This window comes from Rhodoferax sp. (genome assembly GCF_018780565.1).
Lineage (GTDB): Bacteria > Pseudomonadota > Gammaproteobacteria > Burkholderiales > Burkholderiaceae_C > Rhodoferax.
On record NZ_JADMJN010000003.1, the window covers coordinates 411,108 to 436,566 of the forward strand.

Sequence of the window (25,459 nt, forward strand, 5' to 3'; positions counted from 1 at the left end):
GGCCATGTGCGGGCCTTGTGGCGCGAACTTTTTACCGGTCCTGGTCCGTTTGGTGCGGGTCGATCCAGTTCTTGGCGTCGTTCAGTACGGGGCGCCAGACCAGAAGCAGCAGGAACAGGGAAAGTGGCAGCGTGGAAATGAACCCGATGGTCTTGAATCCCCAGGCGCCCAGCAAACCGCCAATGAAGAAGCTGGCGATCAGCTTGAAGTGAATGATCAGCTTGGCGCGGTTGGCCGTGACCAGTTTTTCACGTGTCAGGCGGTTGATATAGAACAGCTTGCCCAGTTCAATACCCAGATCGGTGACCAGGCCCGTGACGTGGGTGGTGCGAATCTCGGCATGGGAGATTTTGGTGATCACGGCGTTCTGCAAGCCCATGATGAAGCACAGCACCAGCACCGTCAGGGGCACAAACAAGCCCGCTTGCCAGGTGATGCCAGCGCCGAACAGTCCAAATACCAGCAGCAGTAGTGCTTCCAGAAGCAGGGGGCGTCCATAGGCACTGTGCAGATTGCGCCGCAGCGCCCAATTCACCATCCAGGCGGTGGTCATGGCGCCACTGATGAAGGCGACCAGGGAGGCCACACCCGCCAGGGCCAGGGCGAGTTGGCCCATGACCAGGTTGTCGGCCACCGAGGACACCACCCCCGTCATGTGCGAGGTGTACTGCCCAACGGCCAGAAAGCCACCTGCATTGGTGGCGCCTGCGACAAAGCTCAGCGTGGCACCCAGCCGGATGTTGTTCTGGGAGGTTCGCTGAACCGAGGTCCATCCGCGCAGCTGGGGAATCATGGCTTGGCCGTGTCAGCGCACCCGCATGCCGGGCTGCGCCCCGGGGAATGGCTCCAGCACAAAGATGCCGGGGTGGGCTTTTTCGTCGGCATGGCTGGCCGCCAGCACCATGCCTTCAGAGATGCCGAATTTCATTTTGCGTGGCGCCAGGTTGGCCACCATCACGGTGAGCTTGCCAATCAGCTCCTGCGGCTGGTAGGCGCTGGCGATGCCGCTGAACACGTTGCGCGTCTTGTCTTCGCCGACATCCAGCGTCAGACGCAGCAGTTTGGTGGAGCCCTCCACCGCTTCGCAGTTCAGGATTTTGGCAATGCGCAGATCGACCTTGCTGAAGTCGTCGATGCCAATCACAGGCGCGATGTCCTCGCCGCCGGGCGCTATTGATTCAGTAGCGTTTTGTGCAGATTCCACGAGGGGTGGGGCCTCAAAAAGTGCCTCAAGTTGCTTGATGTCGACACGCTGCATCAGGTGCTTGTAGTCGCCGATGCGGTGGTCGGCACCCAAGGCCTTGCTGGCGCCGCCAAATGACAGGGGCTCCGTCATCAGGAAGGTTTCCACCTGCGCCGCCAGCGCGGGCAGCACGGGCTTGAGGTAGCTCGTGAGCACAGCGAAGGCTTCGATGCACACGGTGCAAACGTCGTGCAGGCGGGCGTCCATGCCTTCCTTCTTGGCCAGTTCCCAGGGTTTGTTGGCATCCACGTATTCGTTCACGCGGTCGGCCAGCAGCATGGTCTCGCGCAGCGCCTTGGCGAACTCGCGACTCTCGTACAGTTGCTCGATGCTGGCGCGCTCGATGCGTAGCTGCGTCAGCAGGGCCGCGCCGTCGGCTGAAATCTCGCCCAGCTTGCCGTCAAAGCGTTTGGCAATGAAGCCCGCCGCCCGGCTGGCAATGTTGATGTATTTGCCCACCAGGTCGCTGTTGACCCGCGCCATGAAGTCTTCGGGGCTGAACTCCACGTCTTCATTGCGCGCGTTGAGCTTGGCGGCGATGTAGTAGCGCAGCCACTCGGGGTTCATGCCCAGGCTGAGGTATTTGAGCGGGTCCAGACCGGTGCCGCGGCTTTTGCTCATCTTCTCGCTGTTCACGGTCAGGAAACCGTGCACAAACACCGCGTTGGGCGTCTTGCGACCGCTGAAGTGCAGGGTGGCAGGCCAGAACAGGGTGTGGAAGGTGACGATGTCCTTGCCGATGAAGTGGTACTGCTCCAGCGCCGGGTTGGCCATGTAGTCGTCATAGCTCTCGCCGCGTTTTTCCAGCAGGTTCTTCAACGAGGCCAGGTAGCCAATCGGTGCGTCCAGCCACACATAGAAGTACTTGCCCGGCGCATCGGGGATTTCGATGCCGAAGTAAGGTGCATCGCGGCTGATGTCCCAGTCGCCCAGTCCTTCGCTTTTTGACCCATCGGGGTTGGTGCGTACCGAGAACCACTCTTTGACCTTGTTGGCGACTTCGGGCTGCAGCTTGCCGTCCTGTGTCCACTGCTGCAGAAATTCGACGCAGCGCGGGTCGGAGAGCTTGAAGAAAAAGTGCTCCGAGCTTCGGAGCACCGGCGTCGCGCCCGACAGGGCCGAGTAGGGCTTGATCAGGTCGGTGGGCGCATACACGGCACCACACACTTCGCAGTTGTCGCCGTACTGGTCCTTGGCGTGGCATTTGGGGCACTCGCCCTTGATGAAGCGGTCGGGCAGGAACATGTTCTTTTCGACATCAAAGAACTGCTCGATGGTTTTGGTTTCGATCAGCGAACCGGCGGGGTTGTCGCGCAGGTCGCGGTAGATTTGTCGCGCCAGTTCGTGGTTTTCCGGCGCATCGGTGCTGTGCCAGTTGTCAAAGCTGATGTGAAAACCGTCCAGATAGGGCTTGCGACCAGCGGCGATGTCGGCCACGAATTGCTGGGGTGTCTTGCCGGCTTTTTCCGCCGCAATCATGATGGGGGCGCCATGGGTGTCGTCGGCACCACAGAAGTTCACGGCGTTGCCCATCATGCGCTGGTATCGCACCCAGATGTCGGCCTGGATGTATTCCATGATGTGGCCAATGTGGAAGTTGCCATTGGCATAGGGCAGGGCGGTGGTGACGAAAAGTTGGCGTGACATGGGGCAATGGGCTTTCTTGAGACTGCCCCGATTTTAGTCGCCGCCCTTGCATCCCCCGGTTTGGGGTGCCTGCGTCATGTTGCGGGTAGCAAGCTGGCACAGGCATTGCTAACCGGACAGTGTGCCAGGTGATGCTGGCGTGGCAAGTGCACCAGATGTGTGCGTATGTCGAATCACCTTTTCAACTTCAAATGAATGGAATGCGCATGAACCGCAACGACGTGACCGAAAAAATCATCTCGACCAAAGTTTCCAAGGGCATCAAATGGGAGGATGTGGCCCAAAAAGTGGGTCTGAGCAAGGAGTGGGTGACCGCCGGTTGCCTGGGTCAGATGAGCTTTGACGGAAAACAGGCCAGGATTCTCGGGAAGATTTTTGGTTTGAATGCCGAAGAGCAGAAATGGCTGCAGGTTGTTCCCTACAAGGGCTCCCTGCCGTCGCCTGTGCCTACCGATCCCCTGATCTACCGCTGGTACGAGATCGTCAGCGTATACGGCAGCACCATCAAGGAGCTGATCCATGAGGAATTCGGCGACGGCATCATGAGTGCCATTGATTTTTCGATGGACATCGTGCGCCAGCCTGACCCCAAGGGCGACCGTGTCAATGTGGTGTTGTCAGGCAAGTTTCTGCCCTACAAGCAGTACTGATGCGGGACGGCCCGCCGGGATGTTGACTCAGGGCTCTAGCGCAGTCGCAAGGGGTCGCGCCTTCGCTCTATCCGGGGTGCTTCAGCCCCTGACTTGTCAGCGGGCGCAGTGTATGGCCAGTCAAAAAACCTGCAGATTTCGCCCTGCTGGCGCTGCGCATCGGCATAGCCCAGAGCCATCAACTCCTGGGTGAACTTGCCCTCGAACAGCAAATAGCTGGCCAGTGCAGACCCCTTGGCGTCGGCTTTGCTGGAAGACACACCGACGCCACCGAGCATGGTTCTGACTGCGGGCGGCAAATCGCCCACATGGCGGGCGGCAATGGCATCCAGTCGTTGCGAGGGTGAAATGACCAGCAAATCCACGGGCCGCAAGGCACTGGCACTGCGCGACTCGGGAGGCACCAGCGACATGGTCTGGTTGATGCGGCGAACCCGCTCAATATCAACCGCCAGCGAATCCAGAAAAATACTGGACAAGGCATGGCCGGCGATTTGCGCCAGCGAAGGGTAGGTGTTGGTGGCGTTCGGGGTTTCCGACAGTTTGGGTTCGGTCATGCGACCGGCCCCCACCACCAGCACACGCGTGGCCCCCAGATGGATGGCGGCCGATACCGGCGCGGATTGACGCATGGAGCCATCGCCAAAGTACTCTGTTTGACCTTCAAGCTGCAGCGCTGTGGCGGGGAAGACGAAGGGAATGGCCGATGAAGCCAGCAGATGGGCGTGCGAGATGCGGTCACGCACAGCGCGACGTTGCGATCTCACCCAGGGCATGAGGCGCTTGTCGCCTTCGTAAAACGTAATGTGGTCGCCCGAACTGTAGCTCGATGCGGTAACCGCCAGCGCCTGCACATGTCCTTGCCGGATCAACTCGGGCAAGCGATCCAGCGGCACCAGTTGGTTGAGGAGCTCATGCAATGGGGAGTTGTCCAGCAGGGAGCGCGGCTTCAGGCGCCGCCACTTGGCAATCAGCCAGCCCACCGACAGCAAGGTCATCCAGCTGGCCCCCGAACGCAGCACGCTCAGGGAATCGGCCCGGTAAACCTGGGCTGCGTGGAAATTCTTCCAGACATCGACGATGCGACGCACGGCCCCATCAAAATCATCCGCGCCACAGGCCAGCGCCGAGGCATTGATGGCCCCTGCCGAAGTGCCGGTGATGATGGGAAACGGATTCGCCTCGGCCAGCGCACCAGCGGCCTTGCGCATGTCGGCAATGGCCTCCAGAACCCCGACCTGGTAGGCCGCACGTGCGCCACCGCCGGTCAATAGAAGCCCGGTTGCGGGTTTCGTGGGTGAATCGGTTTGCATGAAAACATTATGAATCTCAGACCTGCGCAGGATGAAGGAACGGGCTGGAAAATATCAATGCGCCCGCCCGCCTATGGGGCAAATGCAACACCCCGCCATGGGTAAACCCGGATTCGCCCTGGTCGGCAAGGTTAAAGCAGTCTTGGATAGACTATCTGCCTCAGGAGAACTCAATGGCAGTGACAGAACAGATGCTGATGGACGCACTCAAAAGTGTGGTCGATCCCAACACCGGGCGGGACTTTGTGTCGTCCAAATCCATCAAGAATTTAACCCTTACCGAGGGTGACGTGGCTTTTGACGTGGAACTGGGCTACCCGGCCAAAAGCCAGATTCCGGGTTTTCGCAAAGCCCTGGTTGCTGCTGCCAAAGGCGTGGCCGGCGTTGACAACGTGTCGGTCAATGTCAGCATGAAGATCGTGCCGCATTCGGTGCAGCGCGGTGTGCAACTGCTGCCCAAGGTCAAGAACATTGTGGCCGTGGCCTCGGGCAAGGGTGGTGTGGGCAAAAGCACCACCGCCGTCAACCTGGCGCTGGCGCTGGCCGCCGAGGGCGCCAGTGTCGGCTTGCTGGATGCCGATATTTACGGGCCGAGCGTGCCCATGATGATGGGAATTGATGGTCGTCCCGAGAGTGAGGACGGACAGACCATGGAGCCGCTGGAAAACTATGGCGTGCAGGTCATGTCCATCGGGTTTCTGGTGGCGCAGGACGAAGCCATGATTTGGCGCGGTCCCATGGCCACCCAAGCGCTGGAGCAGTTGCTGCGTCAGACCAACTGGCGCGAACTGGATTATCTGATTGTGGACATGCCACCGGGCACCGGAGATATCCAGCTGACCCTGTCACAGCGTGTGCCCATGACCGGTGCCGTGGTGGTGACCACGCCACAGGACATTGCCCTGCTGGATGCCAAGAAGGGCATCAAGATGTTTGAAAAAGTCGGCGTGCCGATTCTGGGCATTGTGGAAAACATGGCGGTGCACGTGTGCAGCAACTGCGGCCATGTGGAGCACATCTTTGGCGCCGACGGCGGCAAGAAGATGGCCGCCGAATACGGCATGGACTATCTGGGCGCCTTGCCACTGAATATGCAGATTCGCATGCAGGCCGATAGCGGCAAACCCACCGTGGTGTCTGATCCCGACAGCGAAGTGGCTGGCATTTACAAAGCGGTGGCGCGCAAGGTGGCGGTGTCCATCGCGGCCAAGAACAAGGATTTTTCGTCCAAGTTCCCGTCTATCAAGATTTCAAAAGACACCTGATCGCTTTTACTCAGACAGGGTGACTGGCATGAATCTGCTTTCTTCCCTGCGCTATCTGGTGGCATTGCACGAGCACCGGCATTTTGGTCGTGCCGCGCAAGCCTGCCATATCACCCAGCCTGCACTCTCCAATGCCCTGCGCGCGCTGGAGCGTGAATTCAAGGTTGTCATTGTCAAACGTGATCGCGTTTATGCTGGTTTGACCCCCGAAGGGGAGCGCGTGCTGGCCTCTGCCCAACTGATGCTGCATGAGCATGCGGTGCTGCAACAGGATTTGCGTAGCGAAACCCACATGCCACGCGGCGCCCTGCGCATTGGCGCCGTACCCACGGCCATGCCGATCGTGGCGCGTTTTGGGGCGATGCTGCAGGCGCGACACCCTGGCATTCTTCCGGTGGTGCTGTCGCTGAGTTCAGGGGCGCTGGAAAAAGGGCTTGAGGATCTCTCCATCGATCTTGCCTTGGGCTACACCGATCGCATGGGCCTGTGTGACACCCGGCTGTCGGCCTGGCCTCAATACACAGAACACTATTTCTTGCTGCGCCGTATCACCACGCCGCATGCGGACTCCCTGCAGTTCGGACCCCGGATGCGTTGGGAGGCTGCCGCCAGGCTGCCGCTGTGTCTGCTCACGGATGATATGCACAACCGCACGATTGTTGATGCTGCCTTCACCACGGCTGGCGCGTCGGTCAAACCGGCCATCGAGACCAACTCCATCCTCACCATGGCCCTGAGTGTGGTGGCAGGCAGCGTGTGCAGTGTCATGCCGGGTGCTTTGGTGGGGGCTGTGCGCAGCTATCGTGAGCTTGAGGCCTTGCCCCTGTGCAGTCCGGAGATACTCACACCCATCGGGTTCATGTCCCACGCTGTGGCGCGACCCTCGCGTGCGCTGGAGGCGGCAATTGCACTGGCACAGGACGCGGCCTGGCTGCGTCATGCCGCCGCCTACAGCGGACTGCTGTCGGTCTAAGGCGACCGTCAAATCCCTCAAACTTTGGGCATTTGTGATGCGCGTTTTTGCTGCGTTGCAACATTTATTTTTTGAATCCCCTCATGTTCCAATCCAATTGGACGCCGGGTGGCAGTCGCCCGGATACTCGCTGGCGCTGCAGCAATGCCGGTCATCGCTAAAAACATAATATTGGAGTCATCAATGACGCGTTCATCCCCAGGTATTTTGGACAAGGAGAGGACCATTGCCGGTCCGGGTTTCAACCGGTGGCTGGTTCCGCCCGCCGCTTTGGCGATTCATTTGTGCATCGGCATGGCTTACGGGTTTTCCGTGTTCTGGCTGCCCTTGTCCAAGGCGCTGGGCATCAAGGATGCCATCAAGTGTGGCCCTGACGTTGGCTTCATTGCACAGCTTTTCACCACCAGTTGCGATTGGCAAATTTCCACCCTGGGCTGGATGTACACCCTGTTTTTTGTCCTGCTGGGCTCCAGTGCGGCCATTTGGGGCGGCTGGCTGGAGCATGTGGGCCCGCGCAAGGCTGGCGTGGTGTCGGCCTTGTGCTGGTGCGGTGGCATGCTGATTTCGGCGCTGGGCGTTTACCTGCACCAGTTCTGGCTCATGATCCTGGGTTCTGGCGTGATCGGTGGTATTGGCTTGGGCCTGGGCTACATCTCCCCGGTGTCGACGCTGATCAAGTGGTTTCCAGACCGCCGTGGCATGGCCACTGGCATGGCCATCATGGGCTTTGGTGGCGGCGCCATGATTGGCTCGCCTCTGGCGGCGGACCTGATGAAGTACTTTGCCACGCCCACCAACGTCGGCGTGATGCAAACCTTTGTGGTGATGGCGTTGGTGTACTTCGTCTTCATGATGGCGGGGGCTTTTGGCTACCGCGTGCCAGAGACGGGTTGGAAGCCTGCTGGCTGGACACCACCTCCTGCCTCGGCCAATGCGATGATCACGCAGCGCCACGTGCACGTCAAAAAAGTGTGGGGCATTCCGCAGTTCTGGTTGATCTGGATGGTGCTGTGCATGAACGTCAGCGCCGGCATCGGGGTGATCGGCATGGCCTCTCCCATGCTGCAGGAAGTCTTTGGCGGTTCCCTGATCGGAGTGAGCAAGAAGTTCGGTGAACTTGACAAAGCGCAACTGGCTGCGATCGCAACGGTGGCTGCGGGCTTTACAGCCTTGTTGAGTTTGTTCAATATTGGCGGGCGGTTTTTCTGGGCCAGCCTGTCTGACAAATTGGGTCGCAAGATGACCTACGTGGTGTTTTTTGTGTTGGGTGGCGTGCTGTATTTCAGTGTGCCGGGTAGTGCGGCTGCGGGCAGCATTGTGTTGTTTGTAGCGGCTTTTTGCGTCATATTGAGCATGTACGGCGGTGGCTTTGCGACAGTACCTGCCTATCTGGCAGACATCTTTGGTACGCAGATGGTGGGCGCTATTCACGGTCGCTTGTTGACCGCCTGGGCTACGGCGGGCGTGCTGGGCCCCGTGGTGGTGAACTACATGCGCGAATACCAACTGGGATTGGGGCTGCCGCGTGAGCAGGTCTATAACCAGACCATGTACATCCTGACCGGGATGCTGGTGGTGGGCTTGATCTGCAACCTGCTGGTGCGCCCGCTGAACCCCAAGTGGTTCATGACGGATGCCGAACTGGCCGAGGAAAAACGCCTGGCGCATGAGAAGGCAGCGGCCTCCGTCATGCTGCGTGGCAGCAATGGCGGCACCGATGCAGTCAGTCCTGCCGTGGTGGTGCTGGCCTGGGCGGCGGTGGGCATTCCGCTGGCCTGGGGCGTGTACCGCACGCTTCAAAGCGTTGCCAAGTTTTTTGCCTGACTGCCTATTCTTCTGAGCCACTATGCACCCATCTGCCCTGTCCCCAGAAATCAAGCCCGTGCCGCTGGCAAGCGTGGACGATATGCGCGAGCGTATCCGCAAGAAGAGCAAGCTCAAGGGGCGCCAGGCGGATGAAGTTTCGGTGGCTGAGGTGCAGGCCTTGCTGGGCCGCCGGCCTGATGCAGGGCACCGTCGCGACCTGCTGATTGAGCATCTGCACCAACTCAACGATACCTACCGCTGCCTGCATGACCGGCATCTGGTGGCCCTGGCCAAAGAGATGAACATTCCCATGGCCGAGGTCTTTGAGGTGGCCACCTTCTACCACCACTTTGAAGTGCTCAAAGGGGATGAAAAAGCGCCCGACCTGACCGTGCGGGTGTGTGATGGCCTGAGTTGTGCCATGGCCGGGGCCCAGGATTTGCTGGCCCGGCTGCCTACTTTGCTGGGATCGGCCGATGTGCGGGTGATTCCAGCGCCCTGTCTGGGGCGTTGCGAGCAGGCGCCCGTGGCGGTGGTGCACCAAAACCCGGTGCTGCATGCCACGCCGGAGGCGGTATTTTCAGTGATAAATGCGGCTCAAGCCATTCATCCATATGCCCAAATTGCTACTAATTTCCTAGCAAGCGCGTTGGCCGAAGAAAGCGTGTCACCACCGCCTGCGCAAATGCAGGTGGCTCCGGCCTATGCGGATTACGACCTCTACCGCGCCAACGGAGGCTATGCGCTGGCTACAGCCTTGGCCAATGGCCAGCATGACGCCGAAAGCGTTGTCAATGCCATGGAAGATTCCGGCTTGCGGGGTCTGGGTGGCGCAGGCTTCCCGGCAGGGCGCAAGTGGCGCATTGTGCGCGAGCAGCCGGCGCCGAAATTGATGGCGGTGAACATCGACGAAGGCGAGCCCGGTACTTTCAAGGATCGCACGTATCTGGAGCGTGACCCGCACCGGTTTCTGGAAGGGCTGCTGATTGCGGCCCGGGTGGTGGGCATAGACGCCTGCTACATCTACTTGCGCGACGAATACCATGGCTGTCGTGCCATTCTGCAAACTGAACTGGCGAAGCTGCAAGCGCACCCGCCGTATCCCTTGCCAATCATCGAGTTGCGCCGTGGGGCCGGTGCCTACATCTGCGGCGAAGAATCCGCCATGATCGAGAGCATTGAGGGCAAGCGCGGCGAGCCCCGCATGCGTCCGCCCTATATTGCCCAGGTCGGCCTGTTCGGCCGGCCGACGCTGGAGCACAACTTCGAGACCCTGTACTGGGTACGCGATATCCTTGAAAAAGGCCCGGCCTGGTTCAGTGGTTTTGGCCGCAATGGTCGCAAGGGCTTGCGCTCTTTCAGTGTGAGCGGACGCGTGAAGTACCCTGGCGTGAAGCTGGCGCCGGCAGGTATCTCACTCCATGAGCTGATCGAAGAGTATTGCGGCGGCATGCTGGATGGGCACTCCCTGTACGCCTATCTGCCGGGTGGCGCTTCCGGCGGCATTTTTCCGGCCAGCCTGGCGCACTTGCCGCTCGACTTTGACACCCTGCAGCCGCACGGCGGTTTCATTGGGTCGGCGGCGGTCATTGTTTTGGGTCACCATGACCGGGCACGCGATGCCGCCTTGAACATGATGCGCTTCTTTGCCCATGAAAGTTGCGGCCAGTGCACCCCGTGCCGCGTCGGAACTGCCAAGGCTGCCAAGCTCATGGAGGCATCTGCGTGGGATAACGCCACGCTGGAGGATTTGAATGTGGTGATGACCGATGCCTCCATTTGCGGGCTGGGGCAGGCCGCGCCCAATCCGGTGCGTTGCGTGCAAAAATATTTTCCGCAGGAGATTGCATAAATGAACGCACCTGCAGTACCCGCGGAAGTTACCCGTGTCACCGTCGAGTTCAAGCTCGACAGCCAGCCCCTCCAGGCCTTCGAGGGCGAATCCATCCTCAAGGCGGCCAGGCGCCACGGCATCGACATTCCCCACCTTTGTTACAAGGACGGCTACCGTGCCGATGGCAACTGCCGTGCCTGCGTGGTCGAGATCAAGGGCGAACGCACCCTTGCACCCAGTTGTTGCCGCAGCGTCACCGCCGGCATGGAGGTGCAGGCCAGCAGCGAGCGTGCTGTCAAGAACCAGAAGATGGTGCTGGAGATGCTGCTGTCCGACATGCCGGACACCGGCTACAAGTGGAATGCCAAAGACGAGTCGCAGCAGCACGGCGAGTTGAGCGATTGGGCCGCACGCATGGGTGTCACGGTGCGCCCCGAACTCAAAGCCCTGCGGCGCGAACAGCCCAAGGCCGATGTGTCGCACCCGGCTATGGCCGTCAATCTGGACGCCTGCATCCAGTGCAACCGTTGTGTCAGAGCCTGTCGCGAAGAGCAGGTCAACGACGTGATTGGCTACGCCCTGCGCGGCGCTCACAGCGAGATTGTGTTTGACCTGAACGATCCGATGGGGGACAGCACCTGTGTCGCTTGCGGCGAATGTGTGCAGGCCTGCCCTACGGGTGCGCTGATGCCCAAAACACAAATGGGCTCGCAGGTGGTGGACAAAAAGGTGGACTCGGTCTGCCCCTTCTGCGGCGTGGGTTGCCTGCTGACCTACAACGTCAAAGACAACAAAATCGTCAGTGTGGACGGACGCGATGGCCCGGCCAACCACAATCGCCTGTGCGTCAAGGGCCGGTTTGGTTTTGACTACGCCCACAGCCCGCAGCGCCTGACCGTGCCGCTGATTCGCAAGGCTGGCGTGCCCAAGAATCCCGAAGCCCTGAATGAACTGAACCGCCGGATGTCGGAACAGGGGGCAGACTGGTCTGACGTGTTCCGCGAAGCAACCTGGGACGAGGCGTTGGCTCTGTCCGCCGGCACGCTCAGGAGCCTGCGCGATACCCATGGCAAAAAATCATTGGCCGGCTTCGGCTCTGCCAAAGGCAGCAACGAAGAAGCGTACCTGTTTCAGAAGCTGGTGCGTACCGGCTTTGGTTCCAACAACGTAGACCACTGCACCCGCCTGTGCCATGCCTCCAGCGTGGCGGCGCTGCTGGAGGGGGTGGGCTCGGCTGCGGTGAGCAACCAGGTGAACGATGTCGAACACTCGGACCTGATTTTTGTGATTGGCTCCAACCCCACGTCCAACCATCCGGTGGCTGCCACCTGGATGAAGAACGTGGTTAAAAAGGGCGCCAGAATCGTGGTGGCCGATCCGCGTGGCACCGACATCGGCAAGTACGCCTGGCGCACACTGCAGTTCAAGGCCGATACCGATGTGGCCATGCTCAACGCGCTGATCCACACCATCATTGAAGAGGGCCTGACTGACGAGGAATTCATTCGCAAGCGGGTGAACAACTTTGAAGCCTTGCGCGAAAACGTCAAGGGCTACAGCCCTGAGGCCATGGCGCCCATCTGCGGCATTGCGGCGCAAACGCTGCGCGAAGTGGCCCGTGCCTATGCCACGGCCAAAGGCGCGATGATCCTGTGGGGCATGGGCGTCAGCCAGCACGTGCACGGCACCGACAACGCCCGCTGCCTGATCGCCCTGGCTACCGTGGCGGGCCAGATCGGCAAGCCCGGCTCGGGCCTGCATCCCCTGCGTGGCCAGAACAATGTGCAAGGCGCCAGCGATGCGGGCCTCATCCCCATGATGTACCCGAACTACCAGCGCGTGACGAACAAGGCCGCGCACGACTGGTTTGAAGACTTTTGGGGCATGCCGCTGGACAACCAGCCCGGCTACACCGTGGTGGAAATCATGCATAAGGCCCTCGCGCCGGACAGCGATCCGCACAAGGTGCGCGGCATGTACATCATGGGCGAGAACCCGGCCATGAGCGACCCCGACCTGAACCACGCGCGCCACGCACTGGCCAGTCTGGAGCACTTGGTGGTTCAGGATATTTTCATGACCGAAACCGCCTGGCTGGCCGACGTGGTGCTGCCCGCCACTGCCTGGCCCGAAAAAACCGGCACCGTGACCAACACCGACCGCATGGTGCAAATGGGCCTGCAGGCCGTCGACCCGCCAGGGCAAGCCAAGCCCGACTTGTGGATCATCCAGCAAATCGCCCAGCGCATGGGCTTGGACTGGCACTACGAAGGGGAGGGCAGTGGTGTGGCTGCGGTGTATGAAGAAATGCGCCAAGCCATGCATGCAGCCATCTCGGGCATTTCATGGGAGCGCCTGCAGCGCGAATCGAGCGTGACCTACCCCTGCCTGAGTGCAGAGGACCCCGGTTCGCCCACCGTTTTTCTGGAGCATTTCGATACAGACGACGGTCGCGTGCACCTGGTGCCCGCCGACATCATCCCTGCCAACGAGCGCCCCGATGCCCAATTTCCGTTTGTGCTGATCACCGGGCGCCAGTTGGAGCATTGGCATACTGGCAGCATGACGCGTCGAGCCACTGTGTTGGACGCGCTGGAGCCGCTGGCAACCGCCTCACTCTGTGGCGACGACCTGCAGGCCCTGGGGCTGGCACCGGGCGATGTGATCACCGTGCAATCGCGCCGGGGCGAGGTGGCCATCCATGTGCGCCGGGATGACGGCACGCCGCGTGGTGCGGTGTTCATCCCGTTCGCCTATTACGAAGCGGCAGCCAATTTGATGACCAACGCGGCGCTTGATCCATTTGGCAAGATTCCCGAATTCAAGTACTGCGCAGTGGCCATTCGCCGTGGGGGCGTAGCACGTGCGGTGTCGGGATATGGTGTGGGTGACAACTGAGCTGGTTACTTTTTTGACGGGGCTTTCCGGGTGAACTTGTCCAGGGTCTGAAGCAGGTTGCCCGGTTTGGCCAGTTCCCTGGCCAAATCCTGAGCGGCCTTGATTTCCCTGACGGACATGGAGGCCGCCAGTTTGGTGCGACTCTCTGTTGCCTTGTTGCCGTTGGCTGGATCACCCGCCGCTGCAAGGCTGAACAGCGCGTAGGCAATGATCGCGTTGGGCGGCACGCCTTGACCGTCTTTGTACATGTCGCCCAGGTTGTTTTGCGCGTCGGGATCGCCCTGGTCCGCTGCCAGGTGATACCACTTGGCCGCCTCCCGGTAGTCCTGCGCGACGCCCCTCCCGTTGTCGTACATCACCCCCAGGTTGTGCTGCGCACTGGCATTGCCTTGCTCGGCCGCCAGGCGATACCACTTTACCGCCTCCCTGTAGTGCAGGGCAACGCCGCGGCCTTTGTCGTACATCACGCCCAGGTTGTTCTGCGCGCCCGCATAGCCCTGATTCGCCGCCAGGCGGTACCATTTCATCGCTTCCCGGTAGTCCTGTGTGACGCCCTGACCGAGTTCGTACATCACCCCCAGGTTGTTTTGTGCGTCAGCATCACCCTTGAGCGCAAGCGGCCTGAATTCACGCAGTGCGCTGGCAAAGTCTTCCCTGTCCAGCGCGGCCACGCCTTCATTGAAACCGGCGATAGAAATACCGGACACAAGAGTGGCGCACAGAACGAGGGTCCACAAGACAGCGCGCACGCTCAATTTATTGCTCATAACCCTGCCCAACGGATCTCCGGTCATTGATGGATAGAGGTGGCATGGTACAGAACTGAGGCAGGGGATGCCGCAAGCGCATGGATGGCTTCGTTTTCGCGGGGCAATTGGCAATGCGGTACATTGCGATAGCCATGACTTTTCAACGCCCATCCATCGAAGTTTCCGTTGTCATGCGCCGTGAGCGCATTGAAGGGCCTGCCAGCCGCTGGCAGACCTGGCGCTGGGTGCTGGATGAAGTCATCAGCGGCGCGCCGGACTTTGGTGCCGAGCCGCGCCTTCTCTATAAAAATGATAGCGGGGAGCGCTGGTTGCACACCGGCTTCAGCGTTGAATTGTTCAAGGACGACGCCGAGGGCTATTACCTCAACGCCACCACCCCCGCGCCGTGCTGGTTTGTGCTGTGGCGCATGGAAGAGGAGGCCGGCATCGCTGATGAACCCATGCCCAAACCTGTGGCCGTGAGTCTGAGCTACCACGATGCGGGTCGCTGGCTGGATGCACAGGAAACCGTGGAGCAGCTGCCTGCACCCGCACCGGTTGTGGCGTGGTTGCAGGCGTTTGTGGACGAACATCATGTGCTCGAAACCAAGCGCCGCAAGCGCCCCGAGAGCTTTCGTTCGCTGACGGACCGGTTTGGCAACCCCGTATCCATCAGTACCGAAAAAAAATCAGGTGGCGGTCATGGCTGACGGATTTCTCGGACGCTGGTCTCAGCGCAAGCAGGCGGTGCGTGAGGGCAGGCCGCTGGATGAACCTGTTGCCCCCAAGCCTGTGCCGCCCCATGCTGGTCAGGAAACGCCGGCCCCGGCTGCGGTCATGCAGCCCGCGGTTGAGGGGCAAGACGCAACACTGCCCCCGCCCCCGCCCCCGTCGATGGAAGACGTCAAGGGTCTCACTGCCCAGTCTGACTTCAAACCCTTTGTCGCGCGCGATGTGGCGCCAGAGGTTCGCAACGCAGCGATGAAGAAATTGTTTGCCGATCCGCACTACAACGTGATGGACCGCCTCGACATTTATATCGACGACTATTCCAAGCCAGACCCTTTACCGGAGTCCATGTTGCGACAAATGGCCAGTGCCAAGTTTCTGAACTTGTTTGATGATAAGGAAGAAGACGAGGCCAAAGCCAGGGCGGCGCTACGGGATGATGCCAATACCCCGCATGTGCAATCCGTGGCACAGTCCGGGCAATCGCCACACATCGGCTTAGAGCCTGCAACAGAACAAACGCCCCCAGCGCGGGATACAGACCATGACAACACTGATTTGCGACTGCAACCAAACCATGCCGCTGGACCCCAGGAGCCTGGGCGCAGCACTGAATGAAAACCTGACGCTTCATTCCACCCTGTGCCGCCGTGAGGCTGGTGCATTTGTCAAGGCAATCCAGTCCGGCGACGATGTGGTGGTGGCCTGCACCCAGGAAAAGCGCCTGTTTTCCGAGTTGGCGCAGCAGACCGAAGGTGCCGTCTCCGTGATCAGGTTCGTGAACATCCGCGAGACCGGTGGCTGGAGCAAGGACGCAAGCCAGGCCAGTCCCAAACTGGCTGCCTTGTTGGCAGCGGCGCACTTGCCGGAACCCGAACCGGTCAGCACCGTCACCTACAAGAGTGCCGGGCGCTTGCTGATCATTGGCACGTTGGGTGCCGCCGAGCGTGCGGCAGAGTTGCTGGGTGATGATCTCGACATTACCTTGTTCACCCAGGGTGCGGGCGATCTGGGCGCCATGCAGGAGCGGCGTTACCCGGTGCTGGGCGGACAAGTCCAGTCGCTGACGGGTTGGCTGGGTGCGTTTGAGTTGAAGTGGCTGCGCAACAACCCGATTGACCTGGATTTGTGCACGCGCTGCAATGCCTGCCTGGTGGCGTGTCCGGAAGATGCCATCGGGCTGGATTACCAAATTGACCTCGATTTGTGCCAATCGCACCGTGCCTGTGTCAAGGCCTGCAAGGTGGCGGGTGCGATTGATTTCAATCGTGAACCGGAGGCTCTGAATGAGACTTTTGATCTGGTACTGGATCTGCGGGCCACACCGGCTTTCACCCAGCACGCCTTGCCCCAGGGTTACCTGCGTTGGGACGGCAAGGACCTCAAACCCCTGAACAAACTGCGTGCGCTGGTGGGCGAGTTTGAAAAGCCCAGGTTTTTTGCTTACAAGCAGAAGCTCTGCGCTCACAGTCGCAACGAGAAGACCGGTTGCAATGCCTGTATCGACGTATGTTCTGCCTCGGCCATCACCAGCGAGCGTGATCGGCAGCAAATCAAGGTCAACCCCAATTTGTGCGTGGGCTGCGGGACCTGCACCACAGTGTGTCCAACAGGCGCACTGACTTATGCCTACCCGCGTGCCAGCGAGCAAGGCGTCAAGCTCAAGACACTGCTGGGCACCTATGTCCGCAATGGCGGAAAAAATGCCGCTCTGTTGTTGCACAGCCAGGAGGGCGGTGCGCGCTTGCTGGGTGACCTGGGCCGTGCCGCGCAGCTGGACAGTGCGAGCAAGGGGGGGCTGCACGGTGTCCCGGCACGCGTGTTGCCGGTGTCACTCTGGCACACCTCCTCGCTGGGGCTGGAGGTGTGGCTCACCGCCGTGGCCTATGGTGCCTCACAGGTGTGGGTGCTGATGACGGACGAAGAGGCACCGCAATACCATGAGGCAATCCGCAGCCAGATGGCTGTGGCGCAGGCGATTTTGACCGGGCTGGGCTACCAGGGCGAACATTTCCGGGTGTTGCATGCCCGCGATGCGCGCGACCTGGCTGCCCTCGATGGCGATTTGCAGGCAACTCCTGCACAGGTTGTCAGCCGCAGCGCCGGCTTTGCGGTTCAGGCTGACAAGCGGGCCACGCTGGAGCTGGCGCTGGATCACTTGATCGAGCATGCCCCCGTCAAGCCGCAGAGCATTGCCTTGCCCGCCATGGGTTCACCGTTGGGCGGGTTGATTCTCAACAAGGATGCCTGCACCCTGTGCCTGAGCTGCATCAACGCCTGCCCCGCCAGTGCCTTGCAGGACAACCGTGATTCACCCCAGCTCAAGTTCATTGAGAAGAACTGCGTGCAGTGTGGTTTGTGCGTGAAGACCTGTCCGGAAAAAGCCCTGACATTGGTGCCGCAGCTCAACCTCATGCCGCAGCGCAAGGAAGCCGTCGTGATCAACGAGATGCAGCCCTACGCGTGCGTGCGCTGCAGCAAGCCTTTTGGTACCGTCAAGGCGATTGAGGCCATGCTGGGCAAGCTCGGCGGCCACAGCATGTTCCAGGGTGCAGCGCTGGAACGCCTGAAAATGTGTGGTGACTGCCGCGTCATCGATATTTATTCGAACCAGAACGAAACCAAAATTACGGACCTCTGATCATGATGCCTGCGTCCCCTCCCATGTCATCCAGCGCCCTTGACGAGGAAACTGCCCGTTCTGAGGTTTATGGACTCCTGGCCCTCTTGTTTTATGCAGTTCCAGCTCCTGAATTGATAGCGAATTTGCGCGCTGCCGCGACCGATGCGCCCACCGCGGGTGCTTTTCTGGAAGAGCCCTGGCGTACTTTGGTGGGTGTGGCGCGTGAGATGAGCGATGCGGCCATTCAAAGCGAATACAACAGCTTGTTTGGCGGTATTGGCAAGCCAGAGGTTTACTTGTACGGCTCCCATTTCCTCAGCGGCTTCCTGAACGAAAAGCCGCTGGCCAAACTGCGTACCGATCTGGGTCAGCTGGGTCTGGCACGCGATGAGAACATGTCCGAAACCGAGGATCACTTTGCCTATTTGTGCGAAGTGATGCGCTACCTCATCGCCGGCGACGATGTGGCCGTGGCGAACCTGACCCGTCAACGTGAGTTCTTTGCCAGTCACCTCCAGCCCTGGGTGACGATGATGTGCGACGACTTGCAGAAGCACCCGCGGGCGCAGTTTTATGCGGCACTGGCTGGATTTACCCGCGCCTTTATGGGCGTCGAAGCCCAGGGCTTTGACATGCTGGCTTAGTCTTCCTGCTTTTGTGGTTCGCTCAGCAGCGAAATGCTGAACACCGCACCCGGCGCGTCTTCTCCGCGGTCGCGGCGGTTGGCCCCGCTGATGCTGCCACCGTAGCGCTCAACCAGCCCTAGGCTGATCCACAGGCCCAACCCATTGCCGTCGTTCTTGGTGGTGAAGAAGGGACGAAACAGTTTTTCACGTGCTGGCGGGCTCAGCCCCGCGCCGCTATCCCGGACCTCGATCACCACACCGGCGCTGGTCGGCGTCTCGCCCCGATCATGTGTGTCCAGCAGCAAGGTGCCGCCTTCGGGCATGGCCTGGATCGCATTGATCAGCAGATTGATCACCACCTGCTGCAGTTCCTGCTCGTTGATGCCAATGTTCCTGGTGGCCTGCAGCCTGCGCACGACTTCAATGCGGGTGTGTGCCAGCAGATGGCTCACCAGAACCAGTGAGTTTTCCAGTACGCGGTTCACATCCACCGTCTCCACATAGCCGGCGTATTCCGTGGGCCTTGCGTATTGCAGGAGTTGGGTGACGATCAAGCGCATGCGCTCCACTTGCTGGTCCATCAGCCGCAGCTCTGCGGCCACGGGCCTGGCATGATCGCCCAGCGTTTCACGCATCAGGTCGAGGTTGCCCTGCATCACGGCAATCGGGTTGTTGATCTCGTGCGCTACGCTGGCCGTCAGCTGGCCGATGGCTGCGAGCTTCTCTGATTTGACCAGCTTCTGCTGGGCCTGCTGCAGCGAAGCTGTGCTCTGGGCCAGTTCGTGGGTTCGCTCGGTTACTTTGGCGTCGAGTTCGCCAGCCCAGCGCTGTAGCGCACGGGTTTTTTCGTCGATCACATCCAGCAACTGGTCCAGGTGAATGGCCAGTGCGCCAATCTCGTCGCGGGCCTCGACCGCACCAACGCGTGCACTTGTGTCGCCTTCCTCTGCATGCTGCATGGTGCGGTTCATCTGCTCCACCGGGCGAAAGATGCTGCGGGCCCAGCGTACCGAGAACACGGCGGCGAGCACGATCACGAACAGGAAAATACCGATGATCAGGCTCAGAATGTTGTACTTGACCAGACGGAAAGGCTCTTCCAGATAACCCACGTAGAGCATGCCGACGCGCCGGCCAGCTGCATCCATCAGCGGCTCGTACGCTGATACATACCAGTCGTTCACCACGAAGGCCCGGTCCAGCCAAGTGTCCCCGCGAGCCAGGACAGCATCACGCACGGCCTGCGACACCCGGGTGCCGATGGCGCGCTGGTCCTGGAACAAGCGCACGTTGGTGGTAATGCGAACATCGTCCATGAACAGGGTGGCGGTTCCATTGCTGCCAAAGGGAAGCGAGCCGTCGGGATAGACGATCCGGTTGATGTGGTCAATGAGGTCCAGGTTCTGGTTGAGCAGGACGCCGCCTCGCAGCAGCGCCAGCGTTTCGCCCTTCAAGCCCAGCACGGGCGTATTCGACAGCATCACCAGTGCGCGGTCTTCAACCGTCCGCTCGATAGGTGCTGCGCCACGCGTGGCAATCAGCGGGATCCGGATGCGTGGCGCCAGATGAGGCGCCAGGGCCAGCAGCTCATTGGCGTTGAGCAAGGTCAGGCTGGCGTTGCGGGGTGCCGGTTGATGCGTGCTTGCCATACCGGACGCTGTTGCCCTCAGTGCTGCGCTGGTGGATTGTGCGGATTGATGAGAGGGTGTCCAGTCGGCAGTGAGCAGGACTCCTTGCGGGCTGTAAAGATTGATGAAGTCAAAGCCGAGTCGACGCCGTTCCTTTTCCAGCAGAACCTGCAGGCTCTGCAAGTCATGTTGCGCCAGGGCCAGATGCAGGGTGTGCGATTGGGCCACGGCCAGCGTGCCAGAACCGACCTCGCCCAGGACTTGTCCAAAGTAGCCGCGAGCCACGGCCAGATCGCTGCGCACTTTGGTGATCAGGAGCCGGTCATAGGCTGCATTGCCCCAGATCACAAGCGCGCCAAGCAGAAGGGGTAGGACCACCAGCAAGGGCAGCAGTGCCATGGCCAGCAGTTTGTTGCGGATGGAACGGGTGAGCCAGCGCGGTGCCAGCAGGTTATGCAGCTTCACATAAGGGCCCATTCGGCGCAGCGCCGCTCCAGCGTGCGCCGCGAAATGCCGAGCAATTGAGCGGCCCGGGTCTTGTCTCCCTGCACCGAGTCGAGAATCGTGCAGATATGCTGCTTTTCCAGGGTTTGCAGATCGGTCGCCGCAGCGCCCGGTGCTGTGGCCGTTGCAGGGGCTGATGCATCTTTCCCCAGCGAATACAGTGCCGAGACATTCAATGCCCCCAGGATCAGGGAGCGCTCAATCAGGTTGCGCAACTCTCTGACATTGCCGGGCCAGTCGTACTGCATCAGGTAGCTCATCTGCGCCGCAGAAATGTCCAGGGGTGCTGCGCCCAGGACAGGCGCCAGGTTGGCCATGAAGTGCTGCACCAACTCGGCGATGTCTTCCTTGTGCTCACGCAAGGGAGGCAGCGTGATTTCGACCACCTGCAGGCGGTAGTAGAGATCTTTGCGAAAGCGCCCGGCAGCCACTTCTTCGATCAGGGATCGGTTGGTGGCGGCAATGATGCGCACATTCAACGGCAGCAGCTTTTCGCTGCCAACTGGACGGATCTGGAGATCCTCCAGGGTGCGCAGCAGCGTGGCCTGCACCGGCAAAGGCAGGTCGGCCACTTCATCCAGAAACAGGGTACCGCCCTGGGCGTAATAAAACAGGCCATCGCGTGCCTTGGTGGCGCCTGCGAAGGCCCCCTTGGCGTGACCAAAGAGCTCGCTTTCGATCAGCTCGGGCGACATGGATGCGCAATTGACCGGCACGAACGGGCCCTGGGCGCGCGGGCTTAAGTGATGCAGTGCGCGGGCCACCAGTTCCTTGCCGGTGCCAGACTCTCCCTGCAGCAACACGGTGCTGTTCACGGCAGCCACTCGCCCCAACGATTGCGACACGCCGCGCATGACCGAGGACTGGCCCACCAGTCCACTGCCGATATCCTGGCGCACCGACAGGGTGTGGCGCAGCACGTAATTTTCCCGGGCCAGCCGGGAATTTTCGTGGCAATGCTTCACGGCGTTGAGAATCTGCGGCACCCGAAAGGGTTTGAGAATGAAATCCGAGGCCCCGGCGCGCAGCGCTTCAATGGCCGTTTCCAGGTCGGCAAAGGCGGTGATCAGAATGACTTGGCCCGAGAAACCCTGCTCGCGAAGCTCTTTGAGCCAACTGACCCCGTTGCGACCCGGCAGCGAGATATCCAGAATGATCAGATCGACGTGAGTCTGTCGCAGTATTTCGGCGCCTTCTTCCGCGCTACCCGCACTCATCACCGACTGGCAGCGAGGAACCAGTGTCTTCACCAGAAAGTTTCGCATGCCAGGTTCGTCGTCCACGATCAGGATCGACCAGAAGGGCCAGCCTTCAGCGCTTCGTTCATGCAGCGGGGGTGGGGTGGTGTGATCCAGGGTACTGGGTAGAGACATTTCAATGCATCTGCAACAGAAGGGGCTTAAGTGGAGGTGGCCTCAGGCAAAGCAGCCACAAATTGTGTTTGCGACAAATTGTCGCAACAGGTTTGCCAAATTGACGCTGGTGTGGCTGTGTCATTTGCCCAAATGAGCTGATGTCGTTGATTTGGATAGACGGTATGCCAGCATTGAAGATGGCATGGTTTCTGCGTAGGCTTCAACGACGACACGGTAGTGCTGACCTGTGAATTTGATAAATGACAAAGTGTATCGGCGTCGGGTTGGGGCAAGGGTTTATTTCTACTTGCTGAAATGTTTCGTGCTCGCTATATTCGCCAGAAGTTCCGATATGCAGTCCAGTTCCTAGGCGGAACTTTTCAGGAGACACAAGATGAGTCAATCCACGTCCCGGTTATCACGGCGCACCTTGTTTGCGGGCGCCGGTGCTGTTGGCGCCCTCACGACCGCAGCCAGTCTGATGCCCGTGATTCAGCAGCAGGCCGTTCCCGCCAACTTGCAGCCCAAAGCGATGCCGGACAGGGGTGGTGGTTACAGCCTGAGCGCGCATGTCAAACAGTATTACAAGACGACACTCGTCTGATTTCCCCGCATCAAACCGACTCACGCCGACTTTGGAGAGTTCCATGTTGTTGACCAAAAAATCGGGTTCGTCCGATACCGCTTCCCGTTCACCCTTTGTGCACAGCTTGCGCCGTGGTTTGTCCCAGGCCTTGCCGACCATGGACCGGCGTGCCTTTTTGCGCCGCTCCGGCATGGGTGTGGGTGTGGGCCTTGCCGCTTCGCAATTGACGCTGGTCAAAAAAGCCGGTGCAGCGCAAGGTGCTGTCGCGGTGGGCGAGGGGAAAATTGAAATCAAACGCACGATATGCACCCATTGTTCGGTAGGGTGTGCAGTCGACGCAGTGGTCGAAAACGGTGTGTGGGTACGTCAAGAGCCGGTGTTCGACTCCCCGATCAATCTAGGTGCTCATTGCGCCAAAGGCGCAGCTTTGCGCGAGCATGGCCACGGCGAGTTCCGTTTGCGTTACCCCATGAAACTGGTCAACGGCAAGTACGAGCGCATCAGCTGGGATACAGCGCTGACCGAAATCAGCGCCAAGTTGATGGAGCTGCGCAAAGCCAGCGGACCGGATTCGATCTATTGGGTGGGCTCATCCAAGCACAATAACGAGCAGGCCTACCTGTTGCGCAAATTTGTGAGTTTCTGGGGCTCCAACAACTGTGACCACCAGGCCCGTATCTGTCACTCCACCACAGTGGCCGGTGTGGCCAACACCTGGGGCTATGGGGCCATGACCAATTCGTACAACGACATGCAGAACAGCAAGGTCGCCCTGTACATTGGCTCCAACGCGGCAGAGGCGCATCCGGTGAGCATGTTGCACATGCTGCACGCCAAGGAGAATGGCTGCAAGATGATCGTGGTAGACCCACGCTTCACGCGAACCGCCGCCAAAGCGGACGAGTACGTGCGCATTCGCTCGGGCTCTGACATTCCCTTTTTGTTTGGTCTGCTCCACCATATTTTCAAGAACGGCTGGGAAGACAAGAAGTACATCAATGACCGTGTCTACGGCATGGACAAGGTCAAGGAAGATGTGCTCACCAAATGGACACCGGACAAGGTGGAGGAAGCCTGCGGCGTCAAAGAAGCGCAGATGATCAAGATCGCGACCATGCTCAACGAGAGCCGTCCCGGCACCATCGTGTGGTGCATGGGGCAGACCCAGCACAGTATCGGCAACGCCATGGTGCGTGCTTCGTGCATCTTGCAGTTGGCCTTGGGCAACGTGGGCAAGTCCGGTGGCGGCACCAACATTTTCCGCGGCCATGACAACGTGCAGGGAGCTACCGACGTTGGCCCCAACCCCGATTCCTTGCCCGGCTATTACGGTATTGTGGAAGGCTCATGGAAGCATTTCGCCAAAGCCTGGGGCGTTGATTTTGAATGGATCAAGGGCCGGTTTTCATCGCCTGCGATGATGAGCAAGCCCGGCATCACCGTGTCGCGCTGGATTGACGGCGTGCTGGAGAAAAACGAGCTGATTGACCAGGACTCCAATCTGCGTGGCGTGTTCTATTGGGGCCATGCACCCAACTCCCAGACCCGCGGGCTGGAGATGAAGCGTGCCATGGACAAGCTTGATTTGCTGGTGGTGGTGGACCCCTATCCATCGGCCACGGCAGCCATGGCCGCCATGCCTGGCAAGGCGGAAGATTTAAACCCCAACCGTTCGGTGTATTTGCTGCCCGCGGCCACGCAGTTCGAAACCAGTGGTTCGGTGACGGCTTCCAACCGTTCGATTCAATGGCGTGAAAAAGTGATTGAGCCCTTGTGGGAGAGCCGTAGCGACCACATGATCATGCAGCAGTTCGCCGACAAGCTCGGCTTTGGCAAGGAACTGTCCAAGAACTACAAGATGCAAAAGGTCAAAGGCATGGACGAACCCATGCCCGAAGACATCCTGCGCGAGATCAACAAGTCGGTGTGGACCATCGGCTACACCGGCCAAAGTCCGGAGCGTCTCAAAGCGCACATGCGCAACATGAACCTGTTTGACGTCAAAACGCTCAAGGCCAAAGGCGGCAAGGACAAGGAAACCGGATACGACTTCACGGGTGACTACTTTGGCCTTCCCTGGCCTTGCTATGGCACCCCGGCGCTCAAGCACCCGGGTTCCCCCAACCTGTATGACACCTCCAAGCATGTGATGGATGGCGGCGGCAACTTCCGCGCCAATTTTGGCGTGGAGCGTGAAGGCAAGAATTTGCTGGCCGAGGATGGGTCCCACTCCAAAGGCGCTGACATCACCACAGGCTATCCGGAACTGGACCATGTGCTGCTCAAGAAACTGGGCTGGTGGGATGAGTTGAATGAGGCCGAAAAAACAGCGGCTGAAGGCAAGAACTGGAAGACCGATGCCTCCGGCGGCATGATCCGCGTGTTCATGCAAAACCATGGTTGCCACCCGTTTGGCAATGCCAAGGCGCGTGCCGTGGTGTGGAACTTCCCCGATGCGATTCCGCAGCATCGTGAGCCCTTGTACGGTATCCGGCCCGATCTGGTTGCCAAGTACCCGACCCACGACGACAAGAAAGCGTTCTGGCGTCTGCCCACCTTGTTCAAGACGATCCAGCAGAAGAACATCGCCGACAAGGTGCATGAGAAGTTCCCGTTCATCATGACCTCGGGTCGATTGGTCGAGTACGAAGGCGGCGGAGAAGAGACCCGTTCCAATCCCTGGCTGGCCGAGTTGCAGCAGGAAATGTTCATCGAGATCAACCCCAAGGTTGCGGCGGACAAGGGCATTCGCAATGGCGAGCGTGCCTGGGTGTCGACACCAACAGGCGCACGTCTCAATGTGCAAGCACTGGTGACAGAGCGCGTGGGGCCGGACACTGTGTTTTTGCCCTTCCACTTCTCGGGTCGGTGGCAAGGTGCAGACATGCTGGCTCACTACCCCAGCGGCGCAGCACCGATTGTGCGGGGGGAGGCCATCAATACGTCAACCACGTACGGTTATGACAGCGTGACCATGATGCAGGAAACCAAAACGACGATCTGCAACGTCGAACGGGCATAAGGAACTAC

At 60.1% G+C, this 25,459-nt stretch carries 18 protein-coding genes; 12 read left to right on the forward strand and 6 right to left on the reverse strand.

The genetic code is table 11. The features are described 5' to 3' along the window. Positions 1-31: 31 nt before the first annotated feature. Together IV109_RS05910 and metG are read right to left on the reverse strand one after the other, a co-directional pair. Positions 32-793: a YoaK family protein gene (locus tag IV109_RS05910; protein WP_296693659.1), complete on the reverse strand. Its 762-nt coding sequence runs from the start codon at positions 791-793 to the stop codon at positions 32-34. 12 nt (positions 794-805) lie between these two features. Then, positions 806-2,890: a methionine--tRNA ligase gene (gene metG / locus IV109_RS05915; RefSeq protein ID WP_296693661.1), complete on the reverse strand. Its 2,085-nt coding sequence runs from the start codon at positions 2,888-2,890 to the stop codon at positions 806-808. Between the two features lie 206 nt (positions 2,891-3,096). Here metG and cynS point away from each other — a divergent pair, with 206 nt between their 5' ends. Next, complete coding sequence (gene cynS / locus IV109_RS05920; protein WP_296693664.1) at positions 3,097-3,540, forward strand: cyanase; 444 nt, start codon at positions 3,097-3,099, stop codon at positions 3,538-3,540. Positions 3,541-3,575: 35 nt separating this feature from the next. On the opposite strand, the gene IV109_RS05925 is transcribed toward cynS, so the two are convergent. Then, entirely contained in the window at positions 3,576-4,853 is a 1,278-nt protein-coding gene (locus IV109_RS05925) for a patatin-like phospholipase family protein (protein WP_296693670.1), read from the reverse strand. A gap of 173 nt (positions 4,854-5,026) precedes the next feature. Between IV109_RS05925 and apbC the strand changes: the two genes are divergently transcribed. The 5 genes from apbC to fdhF all read left to right on the forward strand — a co-directional run bounded on the left by apbC (position 5,027) and on the right by fdhF (position 13,629). Continuing rightward, the gene (apbC, locus tag IV109_RS05930) at positions 5,027-6,118 is read left to right on the forward strand and encodes an iron-sulfur cluster carrier protein ApbC (RefSeq protein ID WP_296693674.1); all 1,092 of its coding nucleotides are present in this window, start codon (positions 5,027-5,029) and stop codon (positions 6,116-6,118) included. A gap of 28 nt (positions 6,119-6,146) precedes the next feature. After that, the gene (locus IV109_RS05935; protein WP_296693679.1) at positions 6,147-7,091 is read left to right on the forward strand and encodes a LysR family transcriptional regulator; all 945 of its coding nucleotides are present in this window, start codon (positions 6,147-6,149) and stop codon (positions 7,089-7,091) included. 183 nt (positions 7,092-7,274) lie between these two features. After that, the gene (locus IV109_RS05940) at positions 7,275-8,915 is read left to right on the forward strand and encodes an OFA family MFS transporter (protein WP_296693681.1); all 1,641 of its coding nucleotides are present in this window, start codon (positions 7,275-7,277) and stop codon (positions 8,913-8,915) included. A 22-nt stretch (positions 8,916-8,937) separates the two neighbouring features. Further along, positions 8,938-10,749, forward strand: a complete 1,812-nt coding sequence (locus IV109_RS05945) for an NADH-ubiquinone oxidoreductase-F iron-sulfur binding region domain-containing protein (RefSeq protein WP_296693684.1) — start codon at positions 8,938-8,940, stop codon at positions 10,747-10,749. After that, entirely contained in the window at positions 10,750-13,629 is a 2,880-nt protein-coding gene (gene fdhF, locus IV109_RS05950; RefSeq protein WP_296693687.1) for a formate dehydrogenase subunit alpha, read from the forward strand. A 5-nt stretch (positions 13,630-13,634) separates the two neighbouring features. On the opposite strand, the gene IV109_RS05955 is transcribed toward fdhF, so the two are convergent. Further along, on the reverse strand, positions 13,635-14,396 hold the full coding sequence (locus IV109_RS05955; protein WP_296693689.1) for a tetratricopeptide repeat protein: 762 nt from the start codon (positions 14,394-14,396) through the stop codon (positions 13,635-13,637). A gap of 134 nt (positions 14,397-14,530) precedes the next feature. Here IV109_RS05955 and IV109_RS05960 point away from each other — a divergent pair, with 134 nt between their 5' ends. Genes IV109_RS05960 through IV109_RS05975 form a run of 4 tightly spaced genes read left to right on the forward strand, consistent with a single transcriptional unit; the run spans position 14,531 to position 18,374 of the window. Continuing rightward, positions 14,531-15,088, forward strand: coding sequence for a DUF3305 domain-containing protein (locus IV109_RS05960; protein WP_296693692.1), 558 nt, complete (start codon positions 14,531-14,533; stop codon positions 15,086-15,088). Continuing rightward, the gene (locus tag IV109_RS05965; protein WP_296693695.1) at positions 15,081-15,725 is read left to right on the forward strand and encodes a DUF3306 domain-containing protein; all 645 of its coding nucleotides are present in this window, start codon (positions 15,081-15,083) and stop codon (positions 15,723-15,725) included. The genes IV109_RS05960 and IV109_RS05965 overlap by 8 nt, the downstream gene beginning before the upstream one ends. Beyond that, entirely contained in the window at positions 15,652-17,748 is a 2,097-nt protein-coding gene (locus tag IV109_RS05970; RefSeq protein ID WP_296693700.1) for a 4Fe-4S binding protein, read from the forward strand. The genes IV109_RS05965 and IV109_RS05970 overlap by 74 nt, the downstream gene beginning before the upstream one ends. A gap of 2 nt (positions 17,749-17,750) precedes the next feature. After that, positions 17,751-18,374 (forward strand): molecular chaperone TorD family protein, encoded by a 624-nt coding sequence (locus tag IV109_RS05975; protein ID WP_296693704.1) that lies wholly within the window; start codon positions 17,751-17,753, stop codon positions 18,372-18,374. Here the strand turns inward: IV109_RS05975 and IV109_RS05980 are convergent. Beyond that, complete coding sequence (locus IV109_RS05980; protein ID WP_296693709.1) at positions 18,371-20,449, reverse strand: cache domain-containing protein; 2,079 nt, start codon at positions 20,447-20,449, stop codon at positions 18,371-18,373. The two genes, IV109_RS05975 and IV109_RS05980, sit on opposite strands and share 4 nt — an antisense overlap. Next, entirely contained in the window at positions 20,446-21,861 is a 1,416-nt protein-coding gene (locus IV109_RS05985) for a sigma-54 dependent transcriptional regulator (protein WP_296693712.1), read from the reverse strand. Before IV109_RS05985 ends, IV109_RS05980 begins: the two co-directional genes overlap by 4 nt. Positions 21,862-22,237: 376 nt before the next feature. Here IV109_RS05985 and IV109_RS05990 point away from each other — a divergent pair, with 376 nt between their 5' ends. Beyond that, positions 22,238-22,447: a formate dehydrogenase gene (locus IV109_RS05990; RefSeq protein WP_296693716.1), complete on the forward strand. Its 210-nt coding sequence runs from the start codon at positions 22,238-22,240 to the stop codon at positions 22,445-22,447. Positions 22,448-22,490: 43 nt separating this feature from the next. Continuing rightward, the gene (locus tag IV109_RS05995) at positions 22,491-25,451 is read left to right on the forward strand and encodes a formate dehydrogenase subunit alpha (protein ID WP_296693719.1); all 2,961 of its coding nucleotides are present in this window, start codon (positions 22,491-22,493) and stop codon (positions 25,449-25,451) included. The last annotated feature ends 8 nt before the right edge of the window (positions 25,452-25,459 follow it).

Excerpts from the sequence above, each read along its gene's own strand:
- IV109_RS05910 (WP_296693659.1), bottom strand. The coding sequence starts at position 793 with ATGATTCCCCAGCTGCGCGGATGGACCTCGGTTCAGCGAACCTCCCAG.
- metG (WP_296693661.1), bottom strand. The coding sequence starts at position 2,890 with ATGTCACGCCAACTTTTCGTCACCACCGCCCTGCCCTATGCCAATGGC.
- cynS (WP_296693664.1), top strand. The coding sequence starts at position 3,097 with ATGAACCGCAACGACGTGACCGAAAAAATCATCTCGACCAAAGTTTCC.
- IV109_RS05925 (WP_296693670.1), bottom strand. The coding sequence starts at position 4,853 with ATGCAAACCGATTCACCCACGAAACCCGCAACCGGGCTTCTATTGACC.
- apbC (WP_296693674.1), top strand. The coding sequence starts at position 5,027 with ATGGCAGTGACAGAACAGATGCTGATGGACGCACTCAAAAGTGTGGTC.
- IV109_RS05935 (WP_296693679.1), top strand. The coding sequence starts at position 6,147 with ATGAATCTGCTTTCTTCCCTGCGCTATCTGGTGGCATTGCACGAGCAC.
- IV109_RS05940 (WP_296693681.1), top strand. The coding sequence starts at position 7,275 with ATGACGCGTTCATCCCCAGGTATTTTGGACAAGGAGAGGACCATTGCC.
- IV109_RS05945 (WP_296693684.1), top strand. The coding sequence starts at position 8,938 with ATGCACCCATCTGCCCTGTCCCCAGAAATCAAGCCCGTGCCGCTGGCA.
- fdhF (WP_296693687.1), top strand. The coding sequence starts at position 10,750 with ATGAACGCACCTGCAGTACCCGCGGAAGTTACCCGTGTCACCGTCGAG.
- IV109_RS05955 (WP_296693689.1), bottom strand. The coding sequence starts at position 14,396 with ATGAGCAATAAATTGAGCGTGCGCGCTGTCTTGTGGACCCTCGTTCTG.
- IV109_RS05960 (WP_296693692.1), top strand. The coding sequence starts at position 14,531 with ATGACTTTTCAACGCCCATCCATCGAAGTTTCCGTTGTCATGCGCCGT.
- IV109_RS05965 (WP_296693695.1), top strand. The coding sequence starts at position 15,081 with ATGGCTGACGGATTTCTCGGACGCTGGTCTCAGCGCAAGCAGGCGGTG.
- IV109_RS05970 (WP_296693700.1), top strand. The coding sequence starts at position 15,652 with ATGACAACACTGATTTGCGACTGCAACCAAACCATGCCGCTGGACCCC.
- IV109_RS05975 (WP_296693704.1), top strand. The coding sequence starts at position 17,751 with ATGATGCCTGCGTCCCCTCCCATGTCATCCAGCGCCCTTGACGAGGAA.
- IV109_RS05985 (WP_296693712.1), bottom strand. The coding sequence starts at position 21,861 with ATGTCTCTACCCAGTACCCTGGATCACACCACCCCACCCCCGCTGCAT.
- IV109_RS05990 (WP_296693716.1), top strand. The coding sequence starts at position 22,238 with ATGAGTCAATCCACGTCCCGGTTATCACGGCGCACCTTGTTTGCGGGC.
- IV109_RS05995 (WP_296693719.1), top strand. The coding sequence starts at position 22,491 with ATGTTGTTGACCAAAAAATCGGGTTCGTCCGATACCGCTTCCCGTTCA.